This is a genomic window from Clostridium zhoujianii, from assembly GCF_051590805.1.
In the GTDB taxonomy this organism is placed as follows: Bacteria; Bacillota; Clostridia; order Clostridiales; family Clostridiaceae; genus Clostridium.
Genome location: NZ_JBPUTF010000001.1, coordinates 782434 through 808481 on the forward strand (window position 1 = coordinate 782434; position 26048 = coordinate 808481).

Consider the following 26048-nt stretch of genomic DNA (forward strand, 5'->3'; position numbering starts at 1 on the left):
ATCTCCCAGGGTCAGTCTTTTTGTATCTATTCACTCTTAGTTATTAACTGTATAAATAGTGGCAAAGCCAAATTTTCACTAGATAGGGGGATAAAATGAGTAAAAGAAAGATAAAGCCAATAAGAGTAATTATATTAGTTTGTATTATTGGAATATGTATTACTTTGTATATTAAGAACTTTGCTAATGAAAAAGGTTTAAGAGTAACAGCTTGGGATAATATATACAATGAAAATAATATTACTCTATTTTACGAGGAAGGAAAGGATAATAATAAGAGTCTCCAAAGCATGAACAGTACATATAAGATAAATGAAATTTTATCAAAAGAAAATAAGGAGATTGAGAAAGTTTTACAAAGTGTAGACATATTACATAGTATAGTTAGTTATGATGATGTAGCAGATTCATTATCTAGTGATGGATATGGAATCTTAAAGGAAAAGGGAGAGAGCACAAAGGTATCAGGGAGAGATATGGCAATAATAGAGAGGGATATTTTATTATCTGCTGGGATCACAAGCCGTGTTGGTGAGTTCAGAAAAGAAGAACCCCAATTTCAATCAAATGCAAGTTATTATGTAGTTGAGTATTGGAGTGATAATTATAATAAATGGGTTATGATTGACTTTAAAGATAGAGGCTATCTAGATAAAGATGGAGTACCACTATCAGCTATTGAAATAATAGGAGAAGATCTTAAAAATTTAACTTACATAGGAAAAAGTGCTCAAAATACATATAGAAAAGAGATAAAGAAATACTTATATTCATATACAATTCCAATAGATAATAGCTTAAGTATGAAGAGAAGTAATAGTTACATTACATATGCTTCCACTGAAAAATCAATTGACCTTATTAATGAAGGTAGGTTCATACCAGCTACTATTTATACTACAAGTAAGGATCTTTTCTTAAAGTCTCCAAAGGCAGAGGCAACAGGTAATGACTCAAAAGCATATTTACTCCTAATGAAAAAGCCAATGGAAAGCAATCAAGATTACACATATATTGTGGGTGGCTTTAAAGACGGAAAAGTAATGAGAGATTATTATCTAAGAGTAAATGATGGTGAGATGGAGAAGGTAGATATGTATCATGACTTAGAGCTTAAAATTGGTGATACAAAGATAGAACTATCCCTAGATGGTAGCAATGTAGTAAGCAAAGTTGAACTAGTAAGAGATAAGTAACTTCTTAAGATTTTATTAATTAAATGGACAACAATACTATTAATAAGTATAATAGTACCGTAGTTTTAATAAAGAAAGTGAGTGATATGAGTGGGGTTAGATCTAATATTTATACTTAAATCTATATTAATAGCCATAGTAGAAGGATTAACAGAGTTTATACCAGTATCATCTACAGGACATATGATATTAGTAGGAAGTGCAATAGGGTTCCATGGAGAGTTTGCTGAAATGTTTGAGGTTGTTATTCAACTTGGAGCAATAATGGCTGTAGTAGTATTGTACTGGAAAAAGATAAAGGATAGTGTAGTAGAATTCTTTAAATATATATTTACAGGTGGTAAAGAAGGTAAAACAGGTTTTAGATTTGGAATAAATGTTCTTATAGCTTCAATTCCAGCAGGGATTATGGGTATATTATTCTATAGTAAAATTAAGTCTTTATTTAGACCAGAGGCTGTAATAGTTGGATTTATTGTTGGTGGTTTATTACTAATAGTAATTGAAAACATATTTAGAAAGAAGAAACATGCAGTTAAGGATATAGATAAGATAACACCAATTCAAGCGATTAAGGTTGGATTATTCCAAGTTCTTTCAATGTGGCCTGGAATGTCAAGAAGTGCTTCCACTATAATGGGTGGTTGGGTTGCAGGTATATCAACACCAATTGCAGCTGAATTTTCATTCTTCCTAGCAATACCAGCTATGATAGGATCTTCAGCAAAGGATTTATTTGAATATGATTATTCAATAATGACACCAACATTATGGATTGCATTAATAGTTGGATTTATAGTAGCATTTATTGTATCAATAGTAGTTATGGATAAGTTCGTAGCTTACTTAAAGAAAAAGCCAATGAGAGTATTTGCAATTTATAGAGTAGCAGCAGGTGTATTGCTAGCAATCTTAGTGTTTACTAAGGTAATTACTTTAGTTTAGGATATGACAGTAACTTATGAGAGCCTTTGGCTCTCTTTTTTAGTTTGACCGCAAGGTAAAATGGGTAAGAAATAGTAAGTATAATAGAAATCTTTGATATATTTGTAAAGGATATTTTAAAAGAATATTAAATATTGAAAAAAATATTCAATTTGGATAAAATAGGGTTTAATATTTCTGAATATTGTGATATTATAATAAAAGCAATGGACATTTTTACTCTTGAGTACTTTGTGAAGGGAAGTTGAAAATGTCTCAAAAAAGTAGTTTATATATTTTTTTATTCTAAATTGTTGGAATATACTGAAAATATAAACAACTAAGCTTAATGTATACGGATTGAGGGGGAATTGAGAAATGGAACAACATATTAAGAAGATTGCCTTACTAACAGGTGGTGGAGATTGTCCAGGGTTGAATGCTGTAATAAGGGCAGTAACAAGAACAGCAATATTAAATTATGGTATTGAAGTTATTGGTTATAGGTTTGGTTATAGAGGTCTATACAATAACGACTATATGCCTCTAACACTTGAGTCTGTATCAGGAATATTAAATAAGGGAGGAACAATCCTTTATAGTTCCAATAAGGACAACCTATTTGATTATCAAGTAGAAGAAGATGGAAAACAAGTTAAAAGAGACGTTTCAGATGTAGCTGTAGAAAATATGAAAAAAGAAGGTATTGATGTATTAGTAGTTATTGGTGGTGACGGAACATTAACTTCAGCAAGAGATTTTGCTAGAAAAGGAGTTAACGTAATAGGTGTACCGAAGACTATAGACAATGATTTAGCATCAACTGATGTAACCTTTGGCTTTAATACAGCAATAGATGTTGCAACTGAAGCTTTAGATAGGCTTCATACAACAGCAGAATCACATCATAGAATAATGATTTGTGAAGTTATGGGTAGAAATGCAGGATGGATAGCGTTAGAATCAGGAATTGCAGGCTCAGCTGATGTAATATTACTTCCTGAAATTCCATATGATATTAAAAAGATAGAGAAAAAGGTAGAAGAGAGAAAAAGAGAAGGTAAACTATTTACTATAATAGTAGTAGCGGAAGGTGCTAAGCCTAAAGATGGTGAAGTTGTAGTTTCGAAAATAGTTAAAGATAGTCCAGATCCAATTAGACTTGGAGGTATTGGAAACAAATTAGCTGATGATTTAGAACAATTGATTAAGAATCATGAAGTTAGATGTACAGTTCTTGGTCATATTCAAAGAGGTGGAACTACTTCTACTTTTGATAGAATTCTTTCAACTAGATATGGGGTAGCTGCTGTAGAGTTAATGAATGAAGGTAAATTTGGTGAAATGGTCTGTTTAAAGGGTGACACTATTTCATCTGATAGCTTAGAAAATGTTATTGGCCAAAAGACAAAGCATGTAAGCGAAGATGGAGAGCTAGTAAGGGTAGCTAAAAAGATAGGGATTTCTTTCGGAGATTAATTATTAGAGCGCTAGTTCAAAAGAATTAGTGCTCTTTTCAAGAAATAAATTAATACTTCAAAATATTCTGAAAATATGCTATACTTTTCCTAAGGACAGATAATCTTTAGAAGCTGGAGGGTATTATGAAAGAGATAAAGAGATATTTAGAATCAAGAATAGGGACTTATGGATTCTTTTTTGAGGATTTATCAAGTGGGTTTATTTACGGGTATAATGAAAACGTTCAAATGGTAGCAGCAGGATGTATGAAGCTTCCAATCGCAGTTTCATTAATTAAAGCTGTAGAGGGCGGTAAGGTAGACTTTATGGATAAGATACCAATAGGTGGCAAGGATATGGTATATGGCACAGGTATTATTCATGAGTTTAATGAGAGAGATTACACAGTATTTGAATTACTAGTAGCTATGCTTATTCAAAGTGATAATACAGCTGCAAATAAGATTATAGATATAGTGGGTATGGATCAAATTAATTCAGATATAAAAGAGATGGGCCTTATAAATACGGAGCTTAATAGAAAGACAATAGATGAGAGAGATGTAAAAAAGGGTATTGATAATATAACAAGTGCATATGATTTATCAAAGATATGGAAGCATCTTCATAATGCTACTTACTTAAGTGAAGAAAATAGCACTATGCTTATAGATATATTGAGAAGACAGCAAATAAAGAATAAACTTGCCTTATATATTCCAGATGATCTAAAGTTTGAAATATCAAGTAAGACAGGAGACAAGAAAGGTGTTGAAAATGATACAGCATTAATTCAATTGCCAAAGGGTAACTTTGTATTTACTGTTCTATCTACTAGTATACCTAATAGTGTTTATGGAACTGTGACGTTGGCTAAGTGTGGCAAAATGATGTGGGATAATGTAATGAATAATTGGCATTAATAAAGAATATGAGATAACTCCTAGGTTTCTAGGGGTTATTTTTTTATTAAAAATATTATAAGCCATATGATATAGCTTTTTTTATATTTAAATTATGGTGAAAAATAATATTTTGGTTATGAACCTAATTAAACTATTATATAATATACCAAATGTATAGAAATTCCTATAGAATAATTAAAAATGTGGAATGTAGGATATAATTATAAAAAACAAGTTTGAAATAGTGTGACAAAATCCGACTTTAATTAATGTAATAATTTAAAGAATTTATAAAATAATAACAAAAGATATTGATTAATTATTTTAAATTTGTCCAAATGACTAAATGAGTAATTGGAGTGTAAATCCATAAATTAATCATTTTGTAATAAGTAGAAAAACCATAACAATTTAAATGTTTAGAACGCTATTATGTGGGAAAATAATAGGGACTTTAGTCACAATTTGCCAAAATAACATTAAATATCATATATTATACAACTCAAAAGATTGAAAAAAAAAGATTGTTGATGTAGAATTAAGACAGTTAATTATATTAAATTAGATATAGGGGGTACTATGGCTCAAGCATTTAGATGTATTATTAAGTCGGAAAAATCATCTTATTATATTGGGAAAGACTATAATGGAAATAAATATACTATAGCTAAAAATGAAAATATTAGATGTAGGGTAGGAGACGACTTTTATTTTTATGCTAGAAGAGAAAAAGGATTAATTAGAGATAAATTAATTCCTGTTTCAGATGAAGAGGCTGGAGTAGTACATAAAATAAAAAAATAAACTTATATGATAGGCTGATTATACAGCCTATTTTTTTTATTTTATGGTAATAATCTAAAGAGTAAGATTATTCTAGGAGTGATATAGTTATGAAAAGATTCGTAAAGTTTTTATTAGTATTTTATATATTAATAGGGTTAATTAATTACGAGAGCAGCTATAGTATAGATATATTATCAATGGAAGCTAATTTGTTAAAAGAACAATTAAAGTTAATAGGGATAGAGGATAAGTATAGCAAAAATATAGTAAATTATTTAAGGAATTTAAAGCTAAGTAAGGAGGAATTAAATAAAGTTATTGAGTCAGGGGAAGAACTTAGAACTTTAGTAGGTGATAAAAACTCTATTACTGATTTTAAAGCTGATGAAATTTATAATGTATATAAGAAAGCATCAACTATAGCAAATCAAATGAATTTAAATTTATCTTATAATCTTTTTGAAAAGAGTTTAAGCATAAAAGATAAAAGCAATAATAAGTTGATAATGGAAGCTGATAATAATGAAATAGAAAGCTACATTGTTAATGCAAAGTCATCTGTATCCCAAGAAAATATTGATAAAATTACTAATATAATTAAAGGTGATAGATCAGGAGAAGAAGGAAAGCAATATTTTCTTAATAGTATAGAGGTAGAGTATAAAGATAATGAGAACTCAAAAGAGAGTAGTGCCTCCGATGAAACTATAAAGCAAGCTAGCCAAAATGATGTAAAAACTAGTGGTAAAACTAGTGGTAAAACTAGTAATGAATCAAAAAAAGTAGATGAAATAAAAGGTAAAGATAGTACAGTAAATATTGAGGATGAAGGGAAATCAAATGAAGAAAATGTATTAGCTGGTATTATTATATTATCTATGGCGGCTGCTATAGCAACCTTTATACTAATAATATATAAATCTAGATAGTTATTAAATTTCTTGTAATTTATAAATTACTAATATATAATAAAAATAATCAAATAATGGAAGTTTTAGGTGCTTAGATAGTTTATCTAAAGATTAAAAGGGAAAGTGGTTAGATTCCACTACAGCCCCCGCTACTGTAAAAGCCGACAAATCTCTAATAAATCCACTGACAGTTTAAGTCGGGAAGGAAGAGAGGCGGATGAAGCTTAAGTCAGGAGACCTGCCTAAAATTTTATGCTATCCTTCGGAGGGAAGTCACATAGCAAGAGCAAGTTAATATTATACCTAATTAAGTGTAAGGTTATAGTAGGTTTATTTATTATGGAAAAAGTTAATTTGTTTTTGTTTTATATGGGTACTCTTTGAAAGAGTACCTTTTTATTTGAAAAAAAGGGTAAGTAAAGATTAGGAGGAGACATTTAGTGAAAAGAGCTATATTAGTCATAAGTTTTGGTAGCAGTTACTTAGAGGCATTAGAGAAATCAATTTGTAGTATAGAAAATAAGATAAAGGAAGAATACAGTGATTTTGATGTTTATAGATCCTTTACTTCACATTTTATTATAAGAAAATTAAAAGAAAACCATGGGATAGAAATTAAAATGCCTGAAGAGGCGTTACTGAATTTATATGAAGAAAAATATGAAGAAGTAATAATACAACCTCTTCATATCATAGCAGGGGAAGAGTTTAATTACATAAAGAAAGTTAGTGATGCATATTCTGATAAATTTAAGTCAATTAAACTGGGAAGACCTATATTTTATTATCAAGGAGTAGAGGGATTACCTCAGGACTATTCATTGTTTATTGAGGGTATGAGTGAGGTATTTAATAAAAATGAAGGAACAGTTTTAGTAGGTCACGGTACAGCACATCCTGCGAATGCAGCTTATGGAGCTTTGCAATCCGTTCTAGAAGATGAGGGGTATGATAATGTTTTTATTGGTACCATTGAAGGATATCCTACTTTTGGAAATGTTATAAATAGAGTAAAAAAGAAGAACATTAAAGAAGTAACATTAATGCCATTATTATTAGTTGCTGGAGATCATGTAAAAAATGATATAGCTTCTGATGAGGAATATTCTTGGAAATCTATGTTTGAAAGAGAAGGGATTAAAGTAAAGGTAATAATGATGGGGCTTGGTGAATTTGATAAATTCAATCAGTTATACATAAATAGAATTAATGACTTAATAGAAAATAGATATGAAGGTGTTGGAGAGACAAAAAAAGGACATAAAAAGAGAGGTCACAAATAAACATGAGAACATTAATGATATCCTCTAACTGTAGTGGTGGAGGAAAAACAACATTTACTTTAGGGTTAATGAAAGCATTAAAAAATAGAAATTACGATGTTCAAGGTTTTAAAGTAGGACCTGATTATATTGACTCAGCTTTCCATAGTGAAATAACTGGTAAGTCATCAAGAAATTTAGATCTTCATTTAATGGGAGAAGAAGGTGTTAAAATAAGTTTTTCTAGGGGAAAAGGTGATTTAGCAGTAGTTGAAGGTGTAATGGGACTTTATGATGGTAAAGGAATTACAGAAGATGGATCAACTTATAGTGTGTCTAAATTATTAAATAATGCACCTTTAGTATTAGTATTAACTCCAAAAGCACAAAGTGTAACTATTTGTGCAGAGATAAATGGACTTAAAGATTTTAAGGATGCAAATATTATTGGGGTAGTTTTAAATTGTATTAGTGAAAGCTATTATAAATTATTAAAAGCAGTAATTGAAAAAAATTGTGATATTAAGGTATTTGGATATATTCCTAAGTGCGATGAAATTAAGTTATCTAGTAGACATTTAGGGTTAGTACAAAGTGTAGAGACAAATAATTTAATAGAAAAAATAGAGGTTTGTGCAGAATTAATTGAGAAATTTGTGGACTTAGATGAAATTATTACAGAATTTAAGGAAATAGATACAGTAGTTGAGAACTATCATCTTGAGAATAGAAATTTAAAGATAGCAGTAGCCTATGATGAGGCTTTTAGATTTTATTATAAAGAAAACTTAGAATTATTAGAGGAATTTGGAGAAGTAATTTATTTTAGCCCATTAAGGGATGAAAAACTACCTAAAGGGATAGACTTCCTATATATAGGAGGGGGATATCCAGAGGTCTTCAAAGAGAGGTTAAGTAGTAATAAATCTATGCTTAATAGTATAAGGAGAGAGTTGGAATCAGGTCTTAATTGCTATGCAGAGTGTGGTGGACTAATGTATTTAACCAAGGAAATAGATGGCACTGAAATGGTAGGATTTTTTGATGGTGTTTGTGAAATGACAAACAGATTAAATAGATTTGGTTATGCAAAACTGAAGATAGATGGAATAGAAGTAAATTGTCATGAATTCCATAAATCTCAAGTAATATCTACTGAGAAAACTATATATGATATAGAAAAGTTAGGATACCATGGGGAATTAAAGAGATGGACATGCGGCTATAGTAAGGGTAATACAATAGCAGGTTATCCACATATTCATTTCTTTGGTAATATAGAATTTTTAAAATATATATTAAAGGAAGTGTAGGGATGAATTACATAAGGGTACCTATGGATATTGAGAATAGGAGTTTTGAAATTATCGAAGAGGAAATGGGAGAACATAAATTTACTGAAGAGGAGTTAAAAATAGTAAAGAGAATAATCCATACTACAGCAGATTTTCAATATAAGGATTTAATTGAAATAAGTAATGGTGCAATAAGTCTGGCAAAAAAAATTCTTAAGAACAAGCCAGTAATCTATACAGATACAAATATGGTCTTATCAGGTATAAATAAAAAGGCCTTAGAGAAGCTAGAAGGAAAAGCAGTATGTTATGTGAACGTAGAAGAGGTTCATAAAGAAGCTAAGGAAAAAGAAATAACGAGATCAATGGCAGCAGTTGAAAAAGCATGTAAAGATAATGTTGATATTTTTGTGTTTGGAAATGCGCCTACTGCATTATTTAAATTAAAAGAATTAATAGATGAAGGTAAGGCTAATCCAAAGCTTATTATAGCAGTACCAGTAGGCTTTGTTGGGGCAGCTGAAAGTAAGGAGCATATGGATGAACTTAATATTCCGTACATTAGGGTTAAGGGAAGAAAAGGTGGTAGCACAGTGGCAGCATCTATAATAAATGCCCTAATGTACATGGTGGTTGAAAGGTAGTGAATTAATGCTTGACTTATATGTAGAAAGTGGTGGAAAGAAACTAAGATGTGGCTATACAACAGGTTCTTGCGCAACTGCAGCAGCAAAAGCAGCTACATATATGCTTTATAATGATGAAACTTTAGAGTCCATAGAAATTAGTACTCCTAAGGGAATAAAATTGACTATAGATATTAATTCAATAAGCAAAGGTAAGGATTATGTCCAAGTGTCTGTTATAAAGGATGCTGGGGATGATAGTGATATTACCAATGGAATAGAAGTATTTGCAATAGCTAAGATGGATTCAGATAGGTATTCTCTAAAAGCAGGTGAAGGTGTTGGAATTGTTACCAAGGATGGACTTTTCGTGAAGAAAGGTGAATTTGCGATTAATCCTGTTCCAAAATCAATGATAAAGGAAGCTGTTCATGAAGTTTTACCTATAGATAAAGGGGTAGAGATAACTATAAGTATACCTGAAGGTAGGGAAATAGCTAGAAAGACCTTTAATCCTAGGCTTGGAATTGAAGGTGGAATATCTATATTGGGAACTACTGGGATAGTTTATCCAATGTCTGAGGATGCACTAAAGGAATCAATAAAAGTTGAAATAAATCAAAAGTCTATAGATAGAAAAAGATTAATTTTTACCTTTGGAAACATAGGTGAAAAATGTGCATTAGAAAGAGGCTTTAAAGCAGAAGATATTGTAATTATATCTAACTTTGTTGGATTTGCCTTGGAGTGTGCAGCTATGAGAAATATCAAGGAAGTTGTCTTGGTTGGGCATATAGGAAAGATCAGTAAAGTAGCATATGGATGCTTTAATACTCATAGTAGAATAGCAGATGTAAGACTTGAGATAATTGCTTTAGAACTAGCTTTAATGGGTAAGGATAAAGAGTTTATTCAAAAAGTCCTTGAGGAAAAGACAAGTGAGGGAGCAGTTAAGCTCTTAGGTGATGGATATGGAACCTTGTATGAAAATATAGGTAATAAGATAAGAAAAAGAATGGAGATTTATACTTATGGTGCAATGAAATGTGAGGCCATAATGTACTATGGTTTTTCAGAATACAATATTTTATATAATTCTCTGGAGGAAAAATAAGAATGGTATATATAGTGGGACTTGGACCTGGAAGTAAAGAATATATCTTACCTAAAGCCTTAGATACTTTAAGTAAAAGCAATATAGTTATCGGATTTTCTAGAGCCTTAGACTCTTTAGATTTTATAGATAGTAAGTTGGAAGTGAAAAGTTTAAAAGAAATCCTAGAATTCATAGAAGAAAAAGGTGAGGAAAAAGAAGTTTCAATTGTAGCTTCAGGGGATCCTACCTTTTATGGGATAGGAGAATATATAAAGACTAACTATAAGGGAAAGATAGAGATTATTCCTGGAATAAGTTCAATTCAATATTTAACTTGTAAGCTTGGAAAGTCTTGGGGGAATGCTTATGTCGGAAGTTTGCATGGTAGGGAAGAGGATTTTATAGGGAAGGTTAAGGGAAACAAGTTATCTATTTGGCTTACAGATAATAAAAATAATCCCTCAGCATTATGCAGGAAACTTAAAGAAAACAATATATATTGTAATGTTATATCAGGAGAGAACCTATCTTATAGGAATGAGAGAATATTAGAGGGTACACCAGAGGAATTAGAAAAAGAGGAGTATAGTGAATTATCAATAGTTGTAGTAGAAAGAAGGGCGTAGAGACATGATTTTAATTAAAGATAGTGAATTTATAAGAGGAAATTGTCCTATGACAAAAGAGGATATCAGAGCTCTTGCCATATGGAAGATGAATTTGAATGATAACTCACAGGTTTTAGATGTAGGATCAGGTAGTGGAAGCATAACTGTACAAGCAGCTAAATTAGTTCCAGATGGAAGAGTTTACGCAATTGAAAGAGATGATGAAGCCTATAGTGTAAGTGGAAAAAATATAGAAAAGTTTAATTGCAATAACACTACCTTAATAAAGGGTGAAGCTATTACTATTTTAGATAAATGTATTCAAAAGGAAATGAAATTTAATTCTATATTTATAGGTGGATCTGGTGGGGATATAAGGAAGATAATAGAGCAATGCGATAGATTGCTAGAGGAAGATGGAACTTTAGTTATGAATTTTATAACTTTAGATAATTCTTATAAAGCAATAGAAGCTATTAAAGAATTTAATTATAAAGCTGATATTTCCATGCTTAATATAAGTAAAAATAAAGGGGATAGCTATATGATGATAGCTAATAATCCGATTTATATAATTCAATGTGTTAGGAGATAATTTTAATGGTAACTTTATACGGGATAGGGGTAGGACCTGGAGATAGTGAATTACTAACAGTAAAAGCTGTTAGAGCAATAGAAAATTGTGATTTAGTAGTAGCACCTAGTGCAATAGATGGTGGGGACAGTATAGCTTTAGATACAGCTAGAGAGTACATAAGAGAAGGAACAGAAGTTGTAATAAAGCATTTTCCAATGGGAACAAAAGATAGAATAGAAAAGGTGAAGGAGGCCTATGATTATATAGAAGAAAAATTAAGAGAAGGAAAGAATGTAGCTTTTTTAACTATAGGTGATCCTTATGTTTACAGTACTTATATTCATTTGTTAAAGCATATGGAGGAAATGGGATTCCATGTTGAAACAATACCTGGAATAACATCATTCTGTGCAGCAGCAAGTATAGTTAATAGAACTTTAGTTGTTGGAAATGAACCAATGTTAGTTCTACCAGCATCGAGAGTTAAGGATATCAGAGATGAAAAATACCTAGTAATAATGAAGGTTTATAAACATGAAGAAATGGTTATAAATACTTTAGAAGAAAAAGGCTTTGACTATGTATATGTAAGTAGAGCAGGAAGAGAAGGACAGTTAATACTAGATAATAAAGAAGATATATTAAAAGCTAGAGACTATATGTCGTTAATTCTAGCTAATAGGGAGTAGAGAGTATGGTATATTTTATTGGAGCAGGCCCAGGAGATGTTGATTTAATTACTGTTAAAGGGAGAGATGTTTTAAGTAAGGCAGACATAGTAATATATGCAGGGTCTTTAGTGGCTAGGAAGCATCTTAATTTCTGTAAAAAAGGTTTTGTTAGTTATAATTCTGCATCAATGACTTTAGATGAAGTTATTGAAATTATTAAAGAGAATCAAGAGAAATTAATAGTTAGACTTCATACTGGTGATCCAGCAATTTATGGAGCTATAAAAGAGCAAATGGATGAGCTTAATAAATTAGATATAGATTATAGTGTTATTCCTGGGGTTAGCTCATTTACAGCAGCAGCTTCAGTAATAAAAAAGGAATTTACATTACCTTCTGTGACTCAAACAGTTATTTTAACAAGAGTTGCGGGAAGGACTCCAGTACCAGAAACAGAAGATTTAGAAAGATTAGCTTCTGTAGGAGCATCTATGGCTATATTCCTATCTATATCAATGATAGATAAGGTAGTTGCAAAGCTTAGAGCAGGATATGGAAGAAATGTTCCAATAGCTGTAGTAGAGAGAGCCACATGGGAAGATGAAAGAGCTATTATAGGAACATTAGATGATATAGCAGATAGAATTAAAGAAGCAGGGATAACTAAGTGTGCTCAAATTTTAGTTGGAGATTTTATAGATTGTGATTATGATAAGAGTTTTCTATACGATAAAGGATTCTCACACATGTTTAGAGAGGCTAAGAAATAATTATGATAGGGATCGTTAGTATTACTGAAAAAGGAGATAAGTTAGCTGATAAAATTCAAAGTAAATTAGGTGGAGTAGTGATTAAGAAGTCAGAGTCTAAAGATTTTAATTTAGATAATTCCACGGCTTTTTGTTTTGAAAAGTTTAAGCTTATAGTATTCGTAAGCTCTACAGGCATTGCAGTAAGAGGAATTGCTAAGTATTTAAAAGGTAAGGCAGAAGATCCAGGAATAGTTGTTGTAGATGTATGTAATAACTTTACTATAAGCCTTATTTCAGGACATTTAGGTGGAGCAAATAGGCTAACTAATGAAATATCAAAGATTCTAGAAAATACTCCAGTTATAACAACGGCAACAGATAATTTGGACATGGAAGCCCCAGATATGGTAGCACTTAATAATAATCTTATTATAGAAGATTTAAAAAAGGCAAAGGACATAGCTAGTCGTCTTGTTAATAATGAAGAAGTCTATTTTATAGATGATAGAAAAATAATAGAGTGTCCAAGAGGATATATTGAAAGTGAACGTTTAAGGGATAATACTCTGTGGATTACAAATAAGGATGAGAGAAGAGACAGAGTATTAAAGCTTATAAGAAAAGATATTGTTTTGGGAATAGGATGTAGAAGGGATACAGAAAGTGAAAAATTATATAAGTTTATAGAGGAAGCTCTAAAGGAAAATAATATTAGCTTAGCTTCTGTAAAAATTATTTCATCTATAGATATAAAGATTGATGAAAAGGCTATTTTAGATTTAGCAGAAAATTTAAAGGCTAATCTTAAGCTCTTTAGTAAAGAGGAGATTAGTAGAATTGAAGATAAATATGAAGGTAGTACTTTTGTAAAGAAAACTGTAGGGGTTAAGGCAGTAAGTGAGCCAGTAGTAGAGCTTACAGGTGCTAAACTTATTGTTAATAAAATTAAGAAAGATGGAATGACTTTAAGTATAGGCTGTCTTATCTAAAGGAGAGTTGTAATGGGGAAATTATATGTTATAGGTATTGGGCCAGGGGGATTGGATCATATAACAATGAAGGCTATTAAGGCTATAGAAGAGAGTAATATTATAGTTGGTTATACAAAGTATGTTGCAATGATTAAATCCCTAATATGTGGAAAGGAAGTATTCCAAACAGGAATGCGTGGAGAAGAAGAAAGGTGCAGAGAAGCATTAAGGTTGGCTAAAGATAATACTGTAGCACTTATAAGTACAGGAGATTCAGGTATTTATGGAATGGCAGGTTTAATATTAGAATTAAAAACTGATGAAGAGGTTGAAGTAATTCCTGGGATAACAGCTTCAAGTGCAGCTGGTTCAGTAGTTGGAGCACCCTTAATGCATGACAATTGCAATATAAGTTTAAGTGATTTAATGACACCCTATGAAGATATTAAAAGACGTGTCAAGTTAGCGGCTGAAGGAGATTTCATAATATCTTTATATAATCCTAAAAGTAAAGGTAGACCGCATTATTTAAAAGAATGTATTGAAATTATAAAAGAATACAGAAATGGAACAACGCCAATAGCTGTAGTCAGACATGCATTAAGAGAAGGACAAGAATCAACCGTAACAACAATCGAAAACTTCGATGATTCAATTGTTGATATGATGTCTATTGTTATTATTGGAAATACAAAAAGCTATATTAAGGATGGAGAGTTCATTACACCAAGGGGATATTCTATATGATAGGTTTCATATTAGGTACATCAGAAGGTAAAGAGATTCTTTCATTAATGAATAAGGTTACTGATGATATAGTAGTTTCAACTGCTACAAAATATGGTGGGGATTTACTAAAGACTTATAAAACTAAGTATATTAATAGTGAGCCTCTAGATAAAGATCAGTTTAAAGAATTAGTAAAAAAATATGGACTTAAAGTTTTAGTGGATGCATCACATCCTTATGCTCAAGAAGTAAGCAAAACTGCAATTTCAGTTTGCGAAGATATGGGTATATACTATGTTAGATATGAAAGGAAAAGCTTTTTTGAAGACATAAAAAGTAATAAAGGCATAATTAAAATTCAATCTTATGATGAGTTAAATGAAGTTTTAAAAAATATAGATGGTAATGTTTTAAATACTACAGGTAGTAATAATATTGCTACCATAAAGAATTTGAATTTAAAAAACAGGGTAATTCATAGAATACTTCCATCAGTAAAAGTATTAGAGAAGATTATTAAGTTGGGAGTATCTATTGAAGATATAATAGCTATAAAAGGTCCATTTGGATATGAATTAAATAAAGGAATTATTCTAGAATACAACATAAGAGCTCTTATAACAAAAGATAGCGGACTTGAAGGTGGGACAAAAGAAAAAATAGAGGCAGCTTTAGATAATGAAGTACAAGTTATCTTGCTGGAAAAACCAAAAGTCTGTTATGGAAAAATATTTAACGATATTCATAGTTTAGTGGAATTTTTAATAGAAAATATAAATAACTTTGGGGGATGAAAATGAAGAAAATAGGTTTTGTAATCTTTGCTTTAGCATTAGCCTTAACTATTCCAGTTAATGCGTATGCTATGCATATAGCAGAAGGATACTTGGCTTTAAATTGGTGTGTTTTCTACTTTGTATTAGCTACGCCATTTGTAATATTAAGTGTAAGAGAGCTTAGAAAAGTAATAAAGAAGAATAGTGAAATTAAAATGTTATTAGCTGTTATGGCTGCTTATGTATTTATGATGTCGGCATTAAAGTTACCATCAGTTACAGGTAGTTCATCACATCCAACAGGAACTGGTCTTGGAGCAATAGTTTTTGGACCAATAGTAATGGCCATAATATCTGTTGTGGTACTATTGTTCCAAGCTTTATTATTAGCTCATGGAGGATTAACAACTCTTGGTGCTAACGTTGTATCAATGGGCATTGTAGGACCATTAGTTGCTTACGGAGTATACAGATTATTTAGAAAGAAAAATCAATCAGTTGCAATATTCCTAGGATGTGCCTTAGGTAATTTATTTACTTATATAGTTACATCAATACAATTAGCTTTAGCTTTCCCGTCACCAGATGGAGGAGTAATAACATCAGCACTACAATTCTTAAGTGTATTTGCAGTAACTCAAGTACCTTTAGCAATAGTAGAAGGTATAATATCAGTTATTATCTTTGACTTTATGAAGAAATATGCTTCAAAGGAATTAAATGAAGTTGGGGAGGGGCTACTATAATGAAGAAAAAGAATTTAACTTTAATAGTATTATGTGTTGCGTTAATAGTAGTACCATTCATTGTAAGTAGTAATGGTGAGTTTGAAGGGGCAGATGCACAGGCAGAAGGAATAATTACAGAAATAAATGCAGAGTATGAGCCATGGGCAGAAAGCCTTTGGGAGCCACCTTCAGGAGAGGTTGAAAGTTTCTTATTCTCTATGCAAGCAGCTGTTGGTGCAGGGATTATAGGATACTTTATAGGTAAAAAAAGATATGATAAGGGAAATAAGCCTGTACAGTCTTAATAGTAAATATTCATATATACATCCTGTGGAAAAGATAGGATTGGTATTAGTATCATTAATTAGCTGTAGTTATACAGAAAATATCTATATTATCTTAGGTAACATAGTTTTCTTTATAATATTAAACATAAAGGCTAAGAATCCATTTAATATGATTAAAAAATTTATATGTATAACAGGTGCATTTTTTATATTCACTGCAGTTACCTTGCTTTGGCAAGGTAACTCAGTAGAATATATAGTGCTTTTAGTTTTGAGGATTTTAAATGGATCATTAACCATTGCATTTTTGTCATTAACAACTCCTATAAATCATCTTGTTTATTTAATGAGCAAGTTTGAGTATTTAAGAGATGTTGGTGATATTATAAAAGTAATGGAAAGATTTATTTCAGTTATAGAAGATGATTTTGTAACAACATTTAAGGCAATGAAATCTAGGGCTGGCTTTTGTGGGTTAAAAAATAGTATTATAGATTTTGGAAAGGTCTGTGGAATTACATTTAAAAATTTAATATTTAGATGGAGAGAAATAAACCTATCCTTAAAAAACAGATGCTATGTAGGAAAACATAATTACAATTATAGTTTTAAGCTATCTAAAGTAAGGGTAACTTTTGTTATTTTTTATTTATTTACAGTTATTTTAATGAATTATATTATGATATAGTAAAGGCTAGGAGGGACTTAAAGGTTTATCTCTTAGCCTATTATATTCTTATTAGGTTATTTTTAAATTATATAAAGTGATAATGATATAATAGAATTTAGAAAAAGGAGGTATCCTATGTTACATAATATTATAAAAGGAATAGAACCAAAGTATTTAACAAGTATTGAAGAGGCAAGAATAAGAGTAGACTCCTTGGCAAAGCCATTAGGCAGCCTTGGAAGATTAGAAGATATAGTTGTTAAGTTAGCTGGTATAACAGGAAAAGTATATAATAAGATTGAAAATAAATGTGTAATAATAATGAGTTCAGATAATGGAGTTGTAGAAGAAGGAGTAGCTTCTGCACCTCAATATGTAACACTAGCACAAACTAAGAATTTTATTAAAGGCAAAACAGGAGTTGCTGCATTATCTAAAACTAATAATACAAAGTTAATGGTTGTAGATATTGGAATAAACTCAGATGAGAAAATAAAGGGAGTAATAAATAGGAAAATATCTAAGGGGACTAAGAACATATTTAAAGAAGATGCTATGACTTATATCCAAGCAGAAGAAGGAATTTCTATAGGAATAGAAATGGTTAAGAAAGCAAAAGAAGAGGGTTACCATATTATAGGTGTGGGAGAAATGGGAATAGGAAACACTACTACATCTGCAGCAGTATTATCAGCTCTTATAAACTGTGAAATAGAAGAAGTAGTTGGTAAAGGTGGAGGAGTTACTGAAGAAGCTTTTAATAAGAAAAAACATGTAGTAAGAACTGCAATAGAAAGTAAGGATATAGATAGAAATGATCCAATTGATATTATAGCAAAGGTTGGTGGATATGATATTGCTGGAATGACAGGAGTATTCCTTGGAGCAGCCTATTATAGAATGCCTGTGGTTATAGATGGATTTATATCAGTAGTTGCAGCCTTATGTGCTACAAGATTAAATGAAAATGTTAAAGATTTCTGTATCCCTTCCCATAAATCAGAGGAAATAGGATATAATTTAGCAATGAAGGAATTAGGACTTTCCCCTATTCTTAATCTAGGTATGAGGTTAGGGGAAGGAAGTGGTTGTCCAATTGCCTTTTCAGTAATTGAGTTTGCTATTTCTATGATGGAAAATATGGCAACCTTTGAAGAGGGAGAAATAGATGATAGCTACCTTGAAGAAGTTCGTGGTGAAGAAAACTATATAGTAAAATAAGAGGAATTTAATATATGATAATTTTTATTGTTGGTGGAGCTAAAAGCAAGAAATCATACTTTGGAGAGTATTATGCAGAAAGGCTAAAGAATGATAATGGAAAGCTATACTATTTAGCTACAATGAAGCCTTATGATAAGGAGGATTTAGAGAGAATAGCAGAGCATGTTAAAGTGAGAGATGGTCATGGATTCATTACTATAGAAAAGCAAAAAGATATACAGGAGATTTCAGTTAAGCTAAAGCATAATGATACTATCTTATTGGATAGTATTACATCACTAGCAACAAATGAAATGTTTAGTAATAAAGAGATAAATGAAAAGATTAGTAATAAAATATCAAATGATATTATTGAGGTATCTAGTAAAGTAAAGAATTTAGTAATAGTATCAGATTACGTTTTTAGTGATGGAATTAAATATGATAATTATACTGAGGTTTTTAAAAGAGAGCTTGGAAGAATAAATTGCAATGTAGCAAAGGCTGCAGATGTGGTTATAGAATCTTCCTTTGGGAATGCAATTGTTCACAAAGGAAAGGAGAAGATTGATAATGAAAGATTTAGGTAATGCCTTAAATATGGCAATTAGTATGTTTACAGTAATCCCATTACCTAAGTATATATGGGAAGAAAGATCAGCAAAGCACATAATGAAGATTTATCCCCTTATAGGTCTTGTTATAGGGGGACTTTGGTATGGAGCATATTATTTATTAAAACTAATAGGCTGCCAAGCTATCTTATCCTCAGCTATATTGCTTGCAGTACCATATTTGTTAACGGGATTTTTGCATTTAGATGGATTTATGGATGTAAGTGACGCATTATTATCTAGAAGACCTAAGGAAGAAAAAATAAGAATACTTAAGGACTCAACAGTAGGTGCCTTTGCAGTAATATCTTTAGCATTAGTACTTATTATTGAGTTTGCAGCAATATATACAGTTCTTGTAAATGGAAAAAATCCATTATACTTTCTAATTATACCTATTGTATCTAGAAGTATGGTGGGATACTTTATGATAACTAAAGATTCTATTGGTGAAAGTTATTTTGGGAAGCTATTTAAAGATGGAACTGGGATTGTAGATAAAGTTATCTTAATTGGAATTTATTTAATAATGATTTTATTAAGCTATAGAATAAGTGTAAATCATTTGATTATGGTAATTCTAATGGGAATAGTAGGATTTCTTTTAGTTAACAATTGTGAAAAGGAACTAGGTGGAATTAATGGAGACGTGGCAGGATATATTCTTGTAATAAGTGAGTTATTTGGTATTTTAACATTAGGTATTATGTAGGAGTGGTAATTTTGGAACTTTATTTTGGTGGAGCCTATAATGGCAAGTTACGATATATTAAGGAAAATTTAAATATAAATGATGAGGATATATTTTATTGTTCTTCAGGGGAAATTGATTTTTCTAAAAAGGTTATAAGTGGAATAGATAAGCTAATTTATAATAATACATTAGAAGGAAAAAGCTCTCTTATATATTTTAAAGAGAATTTACATAATTTAAGAGGGAAGATTTTGATTTGTGATGATATTTCCTCGGGAATAGTTCCAATTGAAAAGGAGGATAGAAAGTGGAGGGAAGAAACAGGAAGGGTATTACAGCTATTAACTAAGGAAAGTAATAAAGTTTGTAGGATTTTTTGTGGACTTCCAATGGTGTTGAAAGATGAATAAGATTATTTTATATGTTATAAGACATGGTAAAACAATATGTAATGAAAAAAGATTATACTGTGGTAAAAGTGATGTTTCTTTAAGTGAATTAGGTATCAAAGAGATTAAGAGATCAATAGGGGAAAGGAATTATCCAAATTGTAAACTTAACTATACAAGTGGAGCTAAGAGAGCAAATGAGACTTTTAAGCTGATATTTAAGGACAAAGACTATGAGGAGAGAAGGGATTTCTTTGAATATGATTTTGGGGATTTTGAGATGAAATCCTATGAAATGTTAAAGGAAGATGAAAGATATATTTCTTGGATAACTGATAAAACTGGTACTGTAAAATGCCCAAATGGAGAGAGTAAAAAGGAATTTTATATTAGATTGACCAAAGCCCTAAATGAATTAATAGATGAAATTATAGCCAATGATGAAAATGAAGGAATATTAGTATGTCATGGAGGGACTATAGGAACCTTATTGGAACTATTTTTCCGTGGAGATAGGGATTTTTACAGCTATCAACCTAGTTGTGGTTCTGGTTACAAGATAGAAATAATAAGAGATAGTGATATAAGAATTGAAGTTTTAGAGGAGTTATAGTATATGTTAGCATTAACTATTGGATTCATATTGGATTTAATTATTGGAGATCCGCATAATCCGTTTCATCCAGTTAGAATTATAGGAAGTTTAGGAATGAAATTAGAAGCTTTGTTTAGAAGGCTTTTACATAATAAATTAAAGATGGCTGGGTTATTTACTTGGCTAATTCTTGTATGGATAACCTTTGGTGTAACCTTCTTGGTTGTAAAAGGAGTTTATTTGATTAATCCTATGTTAGGAATAATCATTGAGGGGATTTTAATTTACTTTTGTCTTTCATCAAAGGGATTAAAGGTTGAAGGTCTAAAGGTAATAAATATTTTAAGAAGTGGAGATATTGATGGAGCTAGAAAACAGCTTTCATACATAGTAGGTAGAGATACAAAATCTCTTGATGAGAAGGGAATTACAAGAGCAGTAATAGAAACTGTTGCAGAAAATATGTCTGATGGAATAATAGCACCCTTATGTTTTGCAGCTATAGGGGGAGCACCTCTAGCTATGGCATATAAGGCAGTGAATACTTGTGACTCTATGTTTGGATATAAGAATGATAAGTACATAGACTTTGGTTTTGTTTCAGCAAAGCTAGATGATTTATTTAATTATATACCTGCAAGAATTACAGGATATTTAGTAGTAGTTTCAGCCTTTATATTATCTTTGGATTACAAGGGAAGCTATAGAGTTTATAAAAGAGATAGATACAATCATACTAGCCCTAATAGTGCTCATCCAGAAGCAGCAGTTGCTGGAGCACTTGGAATAAGATTAGGTGGAGCAAACTATTATTTTGGAAAGCTTGTTGAAAAACCTATAATTGGTGATAATTTAAAGGATATTGAGATTTCAGATTTAGATAAAACAAATAATATTTTATTTGTAGTTACTTCTTTAGGCTTTGCTCTAGCAATTTTAGTTACTTATCTTGGAGGATTAATTATATGAATTTAGGACATGGTGGAAATGTTGAAGAAATATCAAGAAAATATAATATTGAAGAGGAAAGTATAATTGATTTTTCAGCTAATATTAACCCTTTAGGTCTTTCTAAAAAGGTTAAAGAAGAGATGATAAAAGCTTTAGAGAAGATAGAAAGATATCCAGATATAACTTACCATGAACTTAAAGCTGGAATTTCAAAATATGAAGGAGTTAAGGAAGAAAATATACTTTTGGGAAATGGTGCAGCAGAAGTTATATTTAATATTGTCAGAGGATTAAAACCAAAGAAGGTTCTATTACCAGCGCCAACCTTTTCAGAATATGCTGAGGCAGTAGAGTCTATAAATAGTGAAGTTATAAATTATAAGTTAGGTGATAACTTTACTTTAGATGAAGAATTTATAGATTTAGTCAATGAAGATATAGATATGATATTTATATGTAATCCTAATAATCCAACTGGAGTATTAACAAAAAAGGAATATCTTGAAAAGCTTATTAAGAAAAGTAGAAAAAGTAATACTACAGTAGTAATTGACGAGTCCTTCTTAGATTTCATAGAGAATAATAAGGAATATTCCGCTATTGATATTTGTAGTGAATATAATAATCTAATTGTAGTTAAATCCCTTACTAAATTCTTTGCCTTCCCAGGAATAAGAATAGGTTATGGGATTACTAAAAATGTTGAGTATCTTGAAGCCATAAATAAGGTTTCAATTTCATGGTCAATAAATACTGTTGCAGCAGCAGGGGCAAAGGTTGCAATGGAGCAAAGAGATTATATAAAAGAAACAATAGAATTTGTTAAGTTAGAAAAGAGATTTCTATTTAACTCTATTAGTGAATTTAGAGAGCTTATGGTATATGAAGGTGCTGTTAACTTTATATTCTTCAAGGTGAATTTAGATATTGATTTAAGGGAATTATTATTAAGAGAAGGTATTCTTGTAAGAAGTTGTAATAACTATGTAGGGTTAGATAGAAACTTCTATAGAATTGCAGTAAGAACTAGGGAAGAAAATAGTAGATTAATAGAAGCCTTAAGAAAGGTATTTAAGAAATGAAGGAAATCTTAATTATATTAGATGGATTGATGGAAGAAAAACTAGAAGGATACTCCTTTAAAGAATTACTTCTAGGGAATTTGGACATAAAATTCAAGGAAGAAATGAAGGATTTTTCTGTTAAAGGGAAAGATATAGATAGTTTAAATTGTATTATGAATATATTAGGATATCCTGCTGATAAGGTCCATATAGGAGAAAGAGCTTTTTATGAAGGACTTAATAGGGGTATTATTATAAAAGAAAATCAGTCTATCCTAAGATGTAATATAGTTAAAATTAACAAGGGAATTTTAGAGGACTTTACTGGTGGTAACTTGGTAGAAAATATAAGGGATGTACTTAAAGATTTTAATATAGAGGATGGAAGGCTATATCCTTGCTATAAATATAAGAACTTATTAGTATTAAATACTATGTTAGATGTGGAGTTGTATCCACCGCATTTTCACATAGGAGAAGAGGTTAAAGGGCTGATTCCTAAGGATAAGTTAATTAATAAAATAATAATGGATTCTTATAAATTCTTTAAAGAAAGAGATATGGAAGGCTGTATGTTTTGGCCTTGGGGAATTTCTAAAGAAATTCTACTTGAGCCATATAGTAGAAAAGCAGGAGTAATAACAGGTATTGATTTAGTAGCAGGTATAGGAAAAGCATTGGGAATGAAAGTTATTCAGCCAAAGGGAGCTACAGGAGACTATAATACTAATTTAAAGGGTAAACTTATAGGAGTCTTTCAACTTATGAATGAGGCTGAGCAACTTATAGTACATATAAATGCTCTTGATGAATTAGCTCATCGGAAGGACTTTAAAGGTAAATTAGATTATATAAAGATTATAAGAAAAGAATTATTAGTCCCCCTATTAAGTAAGGTAAAAGATGAGAAGGATTGGGAAGTAAAGATTACCTGTGATCATCGAACAGACTCCTTTACTGGAAGACATGAAGAAGGAAAAGTTCCATTTATGAATATATTTAATTGACAATAACTTTCATCGCTACTATAATTATTTAAGAATTGACTCATATTGGGTGTTTTACTTAATAGGGAATGAAGTGAGATTCTTCAGCTACCCCAGTAACCGTGAAATTGACGAAATCTAGTGATACCACTGCACTAAAAAGTGTGGGAAGGTTAGATGTAGGATGAGATTAAGTCGGGATACCTGCCTCATATGATAGTGCTATTATTCCCTGAGGGTGGAATTATAGGATGCGTATTGTCATTTTACTTATTATGTTTTAAATTAGTAAAATGTTAGTTTGCATGCCTATTAGGTGTGCTTTTTTTATTTTTTAATACACGTATCAATTCAAACCCCATATTTATAAAAATGGAGGTACATTATGAAAATTACTAAAAAACTTACAGGCTTAATTCTAGCAACTATGATGATGGCAATTTTATTAGTTGGTTGTGGTGAAAAAGCAGTAACAATGAAGGACAGGGAAGGTAATGAATTTACAAGCCCTAAAAAAATAGAAAGGATAATTTCTACAGCACCATCCAATACAGAAGTATTAGTTGCATTAGGACTAGCAGATAAATTAGTAGCAGTAGACAAGTATTCGGAAGATGTTGAGGGTATTAGAAGTGATATACCTAAGATAGATTTTAGAAATCCTGATGCGGAAGCTATTATAGGATATGATCCAGATATAATAATTGCATCTGGTCATAATAGAGCTGGAGATGAAGATCCATTTGCAGTAGTTAAGGAAGCAGGGATTCCAGTAGTATATTTACCAAGTAGCGTAAGTATTGAAGGAATTTATGGAGATATAGAATTCTTAGCAGAACTAACAAATAAGAAATCAGAAGGTAATAAGATAATAGAAGAAATGAAAAAGGATGTTGCTGAAGTAAAAGCAATAGGAGATACAATTACTGATAAGAAGAAGGTTTATTTTGAAATTGGCTCAGGGTCAAAATTAAGCAGCTTTGGTAATGAAACTTTCCTAAATGAATTAATTGAAACTATAGGAGCAAAGAATATTTTTGCTGATGAAAAGAGCTGGATATCACCAAGCGAAGAGTCAGTAATTTCGAAGAATCCAGATGTTATATTAACTAATCAAGCTTTCTTAGATGAACCAATTAAAACAATTGCTACAAGACCAGGTTGGGAAGGTATAAATGCTGTGAAGAATAACAATATATACCTTTTAGATAAGAATACAACATCACGTCCAAGCCAAAACGTGATTAAAGCCTTAAAGGAAATGGCTAAGGCGGTTTACCCAGATAAGTATGAGTAATAAGAAAAGAAAAGTACTATTAGCATTATCAATTCCAATAGTATTTTTAACAATTTGTATTGGAACTTCCATAGGAAGTTCCAATATTAATATATTTAGTATTGTTTCTATTATAGGGAATAAACTATTTAATCTCCCACTAATGGAAGGGATACAAAGTCAAGATGTAGCAATTATATGGGTAATTAGACTACCAAGGGTTCTATTAGCATTTATGGTAGGTGCAGCACTATCAGTAAGTGGAGCTGTTATGCAGTCTATTTTAAAAAATCCATTAGCATCACCTTATACCTTAGGTGTTTCATCAGGTGCATCATTAGGTGTAGGTGTATATATAATTTTAGGGATTTCTATTCCTTTTATAGGTAACCTAGCTCTTCCTTTTATAGGATTTATAGCAGGACTAGTAACAGTATTTACAGTTATAATATTTGCAAACAAAGTTGATAAAGGCTTGTCTAATAACACAATCATTTTGTCGGGTATGGTATTTTCATTATTTGCTAATGCTATGCTTACTACAATTTCAGCATTAAATTCTAATAAGATTGAAGCAATAACTATGTGGCAAATGGGGTCATTTTCAATGAGAGGTTGGTCACATTTAATGGTGGGATTACCATTTTTCATTATAGGAGTACTATTAGTTTTAAGACATTGTAGGGAAATGGATGTTTTAAGTTTTGGTGAAGATCAAGCAAAAACAGTAGGGGTAGAAACAGAAAAAGTAAAGAAAAGTTTATTTGTATCTACAGCTATATTAACAGGAACTGCAGTAGCTTTAAGTGGAACCATAGGATTTATAGACTTGATTATTCCACACTTAGTAAGAAAGATATTTGGATCAAGTCACAAGCTTGTAATTCCTATGTGCATTACTTTTGGAGGATCACTTATGGTTATTACAGATTTAGTTGCTAGAACTATAATAACTCCATCAGAGCTTCCAGTAGGGGCAATTACAGCTCTTATAGGTGCACCATTCTTTGGGTATTTATATTTTAGCAAGAGAAGTAGGTGATTA

At 30.8% G+C, this 26048-nt stretch carries 30 protein-coding genes and 2 riboswitches; all 30 genes read left to right on the plus strand.

Translation table 11 applies throughout. From position 1 onward, the window contains the following. The first annotated feature begins 95 nt into the window (after nucleotides 1–95). The 30 genes from ACSYT2_RS03535 (at nucleotide 96) to ACSYT2_RS03680 (ending at nucleotide 26045) form a co-directional block, all read left to right on the plus strand. Nucleotides 96–1196: a hypothetical protein gene (locus ACSYT2_RS03535; RefSeq protein WP_438383535.1), complete on the plus strand. Its 1101-nt coding sequence runs from the start codon at nucleotides 96–98 to the stop codon at nucleotides 1194–1196. A 90-nt stretch (nucleotides 1197–1286) separates the two neighbouring features. Continuing rightward, nucleotides 1287–2141, plus strand: a complete 855-nt coding sequence (locus ACSYT2_RS03540; RefSeq protein WP_430855793.1) for an undecaprenyl-diphosphate phosphatase — start codon at nucleotides 1287–1289, stop codon at nucleotides 2139–2141. A 357-nt stretch (nucleotides 2142–2498) separates the two neighbouring features. Further along, on the plus strand, nucleotides 2499–3599 hold the full coding sequence (locus tag ACSYT2_RS03545) for a 6-phosphofructokinase (RefSeq protein WP_430855794.1): 1101 nt from the start codon (nucleotides 2499–2501) through the stop codon (nucleotides 3597–3599). A gap of 125 nt (nucleotides 3600–3724) precedes the next feature. After that, nucleotides 3725–4504 carry a serine hydrolase gene (locus ACSYT2_RS03550; protein WP_430855795.1) on the plus strand — a complete coding sequence of 260 codons (780 nt, stop codon included), beginning with the start codon at nucleotides 3725–3727 and terminating at the stop codon, nucleotides 4502–4504. Between the two features lie 561 nt (nucleotides 4505–5065). Next, nucleotides 5066–5290 (plus strand): hypothetical protein, encoded by a 225-nt coding sequence (locus tag ACSYT2_RS03555; protein ID WP_430855796.1) that lies wholly within the window; start codon nucleotides 5066–5068, stop codon nucleotides 5288–5290. Nucleotides 5291–5379: 89 nt separating this feature from the next. Continuing rightward, entirely contained in the window at nucleotides 5380–6201 is an 822-nt protein-coding gene (locus tag ACSYT2_RS03560; RefSeq protein WP_438383538.1) for a hypothetical protein, read from the plus strand. A 50-nt stretch (nucleotides 6202–6251) separates the two neighbouring features. After that, nucleotides 6252–6443, plus strand: a riboswitch (cobalamin riboswitch). Nucleotides 6444–6623: 180 nt separating this feature from the next. Next, nucleotides 6624–7466, plus strand: a complete 843-nt coding sequence (locus tag ACSYT2_RS03565; RefSeq protein WP_438383540.1) for a sirohydrochlorin cobaltochelatase — start codon at nucleotides 6624–6626, stop codon at nucleotides 7464–7466. A gap of 2 nt (nucleotides 7467–7468) precedes the next feature. Continuing rightward, entirely contained in the window at nucleotides 7469–8758 is a 1290-nt protein-coding gene (locus tag ACSYT2_RS03570) for a cobyrinic acid a,c-diamide synthase CobB (protein ID WP_430855799.1), read from the plus strand. Between the two features lie 2 nt (nucleotides 8759–8760). Then, complete coding sequence (locus ACSYT2_RS03575) at nucleotides 8761–9384, plus strand: precorrin-8X methylmutase (protein WP_438383542.1); 624 nt, start codon at nucleotides 8761–8763, stop codon at nucleotides 9382–9384. A gap of 7 nt (nucleotides 9385–9391) precedes the next feature. Beyond that, on the plus strand, nucleotides 9392–10480 hold the full coding sequence (gene cbiD, locus ACSYT2_RS03580; RefSeq protein WP_438383543.1) for a cobalt-precorrin-5B (C(1))-methyltransferase CbiD: 1089 nt from the start codon (nucleotides 9392–9394) through the stop codon (nucleotides 10478–10480). Between the two features lie 2 nt (nucleotides 10481–10482). After that, nucleotides 10483–11088, plus strand: coding sequence for a precorrin-6y C5,15-methyltransferase (decarboxylating) subunit CbiE (gene cbiE / locus ACSYT2_RS03585; protein ID WP_438383544.1), 606 nt, complete (start codon nucleotides 10483–10485; stop codon nucleotides 11086–11088). 4 nt (nucleotides 11089–11092) lie between these two features. Next, nucleotides 11093–11665: a precorrin-6Y C5,15-methyltransferase (decarboxylating) subunit CbiT gene (gene cbiT / locus ACSYT2_RS03590; RefSeq protein WP_430855803.1), complete on the plus strand. Its 573-nt coding sequence runs from the start codon at nucleotides 11093–11095 to the stop codon at nucleotides 11663–11665. A gap of 5 nt (nucleotides 11666–11670) precedes the next feature. Then, nucleotides 11671–12336 (plus strand): cobalt-factor II C(20)-methyltransferase, encoded by a 666-nt coding sequence (locus tag ACSYT2_RS03595; protein WP_430855805.1) that lies wholly within the window; start codon nucleotides 11671–11673, stop codon nucleotides 12334–12336. Nucleotides 12337–12341: 5 nt separating this feature from the next. Further along, complete coding sequence (gene cobM, locus ACSYT2_RS03600) at nucleotides 12342–13088, plus strand: precorrin-4 C(11)-methyltransferase (RefSeq protein ID WP_430855806.1); 747 nt, start codon at nucleotides 12342–12344, stop codon at nucleotides 13086–13088. Between the two features lie 2 nt (nucleotides 13089–13090). Continuing rightward, a complete protein-coding gene (gene cbiG, locus ACSYT2_RS03605) occupies nucleotides 13091–14059 on the plus strand; it encodes a cobalt-precorrin 5A hydrolase (RefSeq protein ID WP_438383546.1) in 969 nt (322 codons plus the stop codon). Nucleotides 14060–14071: 12 nt separating this feature from the next. Next, entirely contained in the window at nucleotides 14072–14788 is a 717-nt protein-coding gene (gene cobJ / locus ACSYT2_RS03610; protein WP_438383547.1) for a precorrin-3B C(17)-methyltransferase, read from the plus strand. After that, nucleotides 14785–15564, plus strand: a complete 780-nt coding sequence (locus ACSYT2_RS03615; protein ID WP_430855809.1) for a cobalt-precorrin-6A reductase — start codon at nucleotides 14785–14787, stop codon at nucleotides 15562–15564. The genes cobJ and ACSYT2_RS03615 overlap by 4 nt, the downstream gene beginning before the upstream one ends. Before the next feature lie 2 nt (nucleotides 15565–15566). Next, nucleotides 15567–16292 (plus strand): energy-coupling factor ABC transporter permease, encoded by a 726-nt coding sequence (locus ACSYT2_RS03620; RefSeq protein ID WP_430855810.1) that lies wholly within the window; start codon nucleotides 15567–15569, stop codon nucleotides 16290–16292. Further along, nucleotides 16292–16579 carry an energy-coupling factor ABC transporter substrate-binding protein gene (locus ACSYT2_RS03625; RefSeq protein ID WP_438383550.1) on the plus strand — a complete coding sequence of 96 codons (288 nt, stop codon included), beginning with the start codon at nucleotides 16292–16294 and terminating at the stop codon, nucleotides 16577–16579. Before ACSYT2_RS03620 ends, ACSYT2_RS03625 begins: the two co-directional genes overlap by 1 nt. Nucleotides 16580–16604: 25 nt before the next feature. Further along, complete coding sequence (locus tag ACSYT2_RS03630) at nucleotides 16605–17249, plus strand: CbiQ family ECF transporter T component (protein WP_438383552.1); 645 nt, start codon at nucleotides 16605–16607, stop codon at nucleotides 17247–17249. A gap of 117 nt (nucleotides 17250–17366) precedes the next feature. Beyond that, complete coding sequence (gene cobT, locus ACSYT2_RS03635; protein WP_438383554.1) at nucleotides 17367–18452, plus strand: nicotinate-nucleotide--dimethylbenzimidazole phosphoribosyltransferase; 1086 nt, start codon at nucleotides 17367–17369, stop codon at nucleotides 18450–18452. 14 nt (nucleotides 18453–18466) lie between these two features. Continuing rightward, complete coding sequence (locus ACSYT2_RS03640) at nucleotides 18467–19024, plus strand: bifunctional adenosylcobinamide kinase/adenosylcobinamide-phosphate guanylyltransferase (RefSeq protein WP_438383557.1); 558 nt, start codon at nucleotides 18467–18469, stop codon at nucleotides 19022–19024. Next, on the plus strand, nucleotides 19008–19760 hold the full coding sequence (locus tag ACSYT2_RS03645) for an adenosylcobinamide-GDP ribazoletransferase (protein WP_438383559.1): 753 nt from the start codon (nucleotides 19008–19010) through the stop codon (nucleotides 19758–19760). Before ACSYT2_RS03640 ends, ACSYT2_RS03645 begins: the two co-directional genes overlap by 17 nt. A gap of 11 nt (nucleotides 19761–19771) precedes the next feature. Next, a complete protein-coding gene (locus ACSYT2_RS03650) occupies nucleotides 19772–20152 on the plus strand; it encodes a bifunctional adenosylcobinamide kinase/adenosylcobinamide-phosphate guanylyltransferase (protein ID WP_438383561.1) in 381 nt (126 codons plus the stop codon). Then, nucleotides 20145–20744 (plus strand): histidine phosphatase family protein, encoded by a 600-nt coding sequence (locus tag ACSYT2_RS03655; protein WP_438383562.1) that lies wholly within the window; start codon nucleotides 20145–20147, stop codon nucleotides 20742–20744. The genes ACSYT2_RS03650 and ACSYT2_RS03655 overlap by 8 nt, the downstream gene beginning before the upstream one ends. 3 nt (nucleotides 20745–20747) lie before the next feature. Then, nucleotides 20748–21695, plus strand: coding sequence for an adenosylcobinamide-phosphate synthase CbiB (gene cbiB / locus ACSYT2_RS03660; RefSeq protein ID WP_438383563.1), 948 nt, complete (start codon nucleotides 20748–20750; stop codon nucleotides 21693–21695). Further along, nucleotides 21692–22759, plus strand: coding sequence for a threonine-phosphate decarboxylase CobD (gene cobD / locus ACSYT2_RS03665; protein ID WP_430855819.1), 1068 nt, complete (start codon nucleotides 21692–21694; stop codon nucleotides 22757–22759). Before cbiB ends, cobD begins: the two co-directional genes overlap by 4 nt. Then, nucleotides 22756–23748: a hypothetical protein gene (locus ACSYT2_RS03670; RefSeq protein WP_438383566.1), complete on the plus strand. Its 993-nt coding sequence runs from the start codon at nucleotides 22756–22758 to the stop codon at nucleotides 23746–23748. Before cobD ends, ACSYT2_RS03670 begins: the two co-directional genes overlap by 4 nt. 30 nt (nucleotides 23749–23778) lie before the next feature. Next, a riboswitch (cobalamin riboswitch) is annotated at nucleotides 23779–23953 on the plus strand. Between the two features lie 159 nt (nucleotides 23954–24112). Beyond that, nucleotides 24113–25024 (plus strand): ABC transporter substrate-binding protein, encoded by a 912-nt coding sequence (locus ACSYT2_RS03675; protein WP_430855821.1) that lies wholly within the window; start codon nucleotides 24113–24115, stop codon nucleotides 25022–25024. Next, nucleotides 25017–26045, plus strand: coding sequence for a FecCD family ABC transporter permease (locus ACSYT2_RS03680; RefSeq protein WP_430855822.1), 1029 nt, complete (start codon nucleotides 25017–25019; stop codon nucleotides 26043–26045). The genes ACSYT2_RS03675 and ACSYT2_RS03680 overlap by 8 nt, the downstream gene beginning before the upstream one ends. Nucleotides 26046–26048 lie beyond the last annotated feature (3 nt).

Excerpts from the sequence above, each read along its gene's own strand:
- ACSYT2_RS03535 (WP_438383535.1), top strand. The coding sequence starts at position 96 with ATGAGTAAAAGAAAGATAAAGCCAATAAGAGTAATTATATTAGTTTGT.
- cbiG (WP_438383546.1), top strand. The coding sequence starts at position 13,091 with ATGATAGGGATCGTTAGTATTACTGAAAAAGGAGATAAGTTAGCTGAT.
- ACSYT2_RS03545 (WP_430855794.1), top strand. The coding sequence starts at position 2,499 with ATGGAACAACATATTAAGAAGATTGCCTTACTAACAGGTGGTGGAGAT.
- cbiT (WP_430855803.1), top strand. The coding sequence starts at position 11,093 with ATGATTTTAATTAAAGATAGTGAATTTATAAGAGGAAATTGTCCTATG.
- cobJ (WP_438383547.1), top strand. The coding sequence starts at position 14,072 with ATGGGGAAATTATATGTTATAGGTATTGGGCCAGGGGGATTGGATCAT.
- ACSYT2_RS03640 (WP_438383557.1), top strand. The coding sequence starts at position 18,467 with ATGATAATTTTTATTGTTGGTGGAGCTAAAAGCAAGAAATCATACTTT.
- cbiD (WP_438383543.1), top strand. The coding sequence starts at position 9,392 with ATGCTTGACTTATATGTAGAAAGTGGTGGAAAGAAACTAAGATGTGGC.
- cbiB (WP_438383563.1), top strand. The coding sequence starts at position 20,748 with ATGTTAGCATTAACTATTGGATTCATATTGGATTTAATTATTGGAGAT.
- ACSYT2_RS03575 (WP_438383542.1), top strand. The coding sequence starts at position 8,761 with ATGAATTACATAAGGGTACCTATGGATATTGAGAATAGGAGTTTTGAA.
- ACSYT2_RS03625 (WP_438383550.1), top strand. The coding sequence starts at position 16,292 with ATGAAGAAAAAGAATTTAACTTTAATAGTATTATGTGTTGCGTTAATA.
- ACSYT2_RS03655 (WP_438383562.1), top strand. The coding sequence starts at position 20,145 with ATGAATAAGATTATTTTATATGTTATAAGACATGGTAAAACAATATGT.
- ACSYT2_RS03560 (WP_438383538.1), top strand. The coding sequence starts at position 5,380 with ATGAAAAGATTCGTAAAGTTTTTATTAGTATTTTATATATTAATAGGG.
- ACSYT2_RS03675 (WP_430855821.1), top strand. The coding sequence starts at position 24,113 with ATGAAAATTACTAAAAAACTTACAGGCTTAATTCTAGCAACTATGATG.
- ACSYT2_RS03550 (WP_430855795.1), top strand. The coding sequence starts at position 3,725 with ATGAAAGAGATAAAGAGATATTTAGAATCAAGAATAGGGACTTATGGA.
- ACSYT2_RS03615 (WP_430855809.1), top strand. The coding sequence starts at position 14,785 with ATGATAGGTTTCATATTAGGTACATCAGAAGGTAAAGAGATTCTTTCA.
- cbiE (WP_438383544.1), top strand. The coding sequence starts at position 10,483 with ATGGTATATATAGTGGGACTTGGACCTGGAAGTAAAGAATATATCTTA.
- ACSYT2_RS03620 (WP_430855810.1), top strand. The coding sequence starts at position 15,567 with ATGAAGAAAATAGGTTTTGTAATCTTTGCTTTAGCATTAGCCTTAACT.
- ACSYT2_RS03670 (WP_438383566.1), top strand. The coding sequence starts at position 22,756 with ATGAAGGAAATCTTAATTATATTAGATGGATTGATGGAAGAAAAACTA.
- cobT (WP_438383554.1), top strand. The coding sequence starts at position 17,367 with ATGTTACATAATATTATAAAAGGAATAGAACCAAAGTATTTAACAAGT.
- ACSYT2_RS03595 (WP_430855805.1), top strand. The coding sequence starts at position 11,671 with ATGGTAACTTTATACGGGATAGGGGTAGGACCTGGAGATAGTGAATTA.
- cobD (WP_430855819.1), top strand. The coding sequence starts at position 21,692 with ATGAATTTAGGACATGGTGGAAATGTTGAAGAAATATCAAGAAAATAT.
- ACSYT2_RS03645 (WP_438383559.1), top strand. The coding sequence starts at position 19,008 with ATGAAAGATTTAGGTAATGCCTTAAATATGGCAATTAGTATGTTTACA.
- ACSYT2_RS03570 (WP_430855799.1), top strand. The coding sequence starts at position 7,469 with ATGAGAACATTAATGATATCCTCTAACTGTAGTGGTGGAGGAAAAACA.
- ACSYT2_RS03555 (WP_430855796.1), top strand. The coding sequence starts at position 5,066 with ATGGCTCAAGCATTTAGATGTATTATTAAGTCGGAAAAATCATCTTAT.
- ACSYT2_RS03680 (WP_430855822.1), top strand. The coding sequence starts at position 25,017 with ATGAGTAATAAGAAAAGAAAAGTACTATTAGCATTATCAATTCCAATA.
- cobM (WP_430855806.1), top strand. The coding sequence starts at position 12,342 with ATGGTATATTTTATTGGAGCAGGCCCAGGAGATGTTGATTTAATTACT.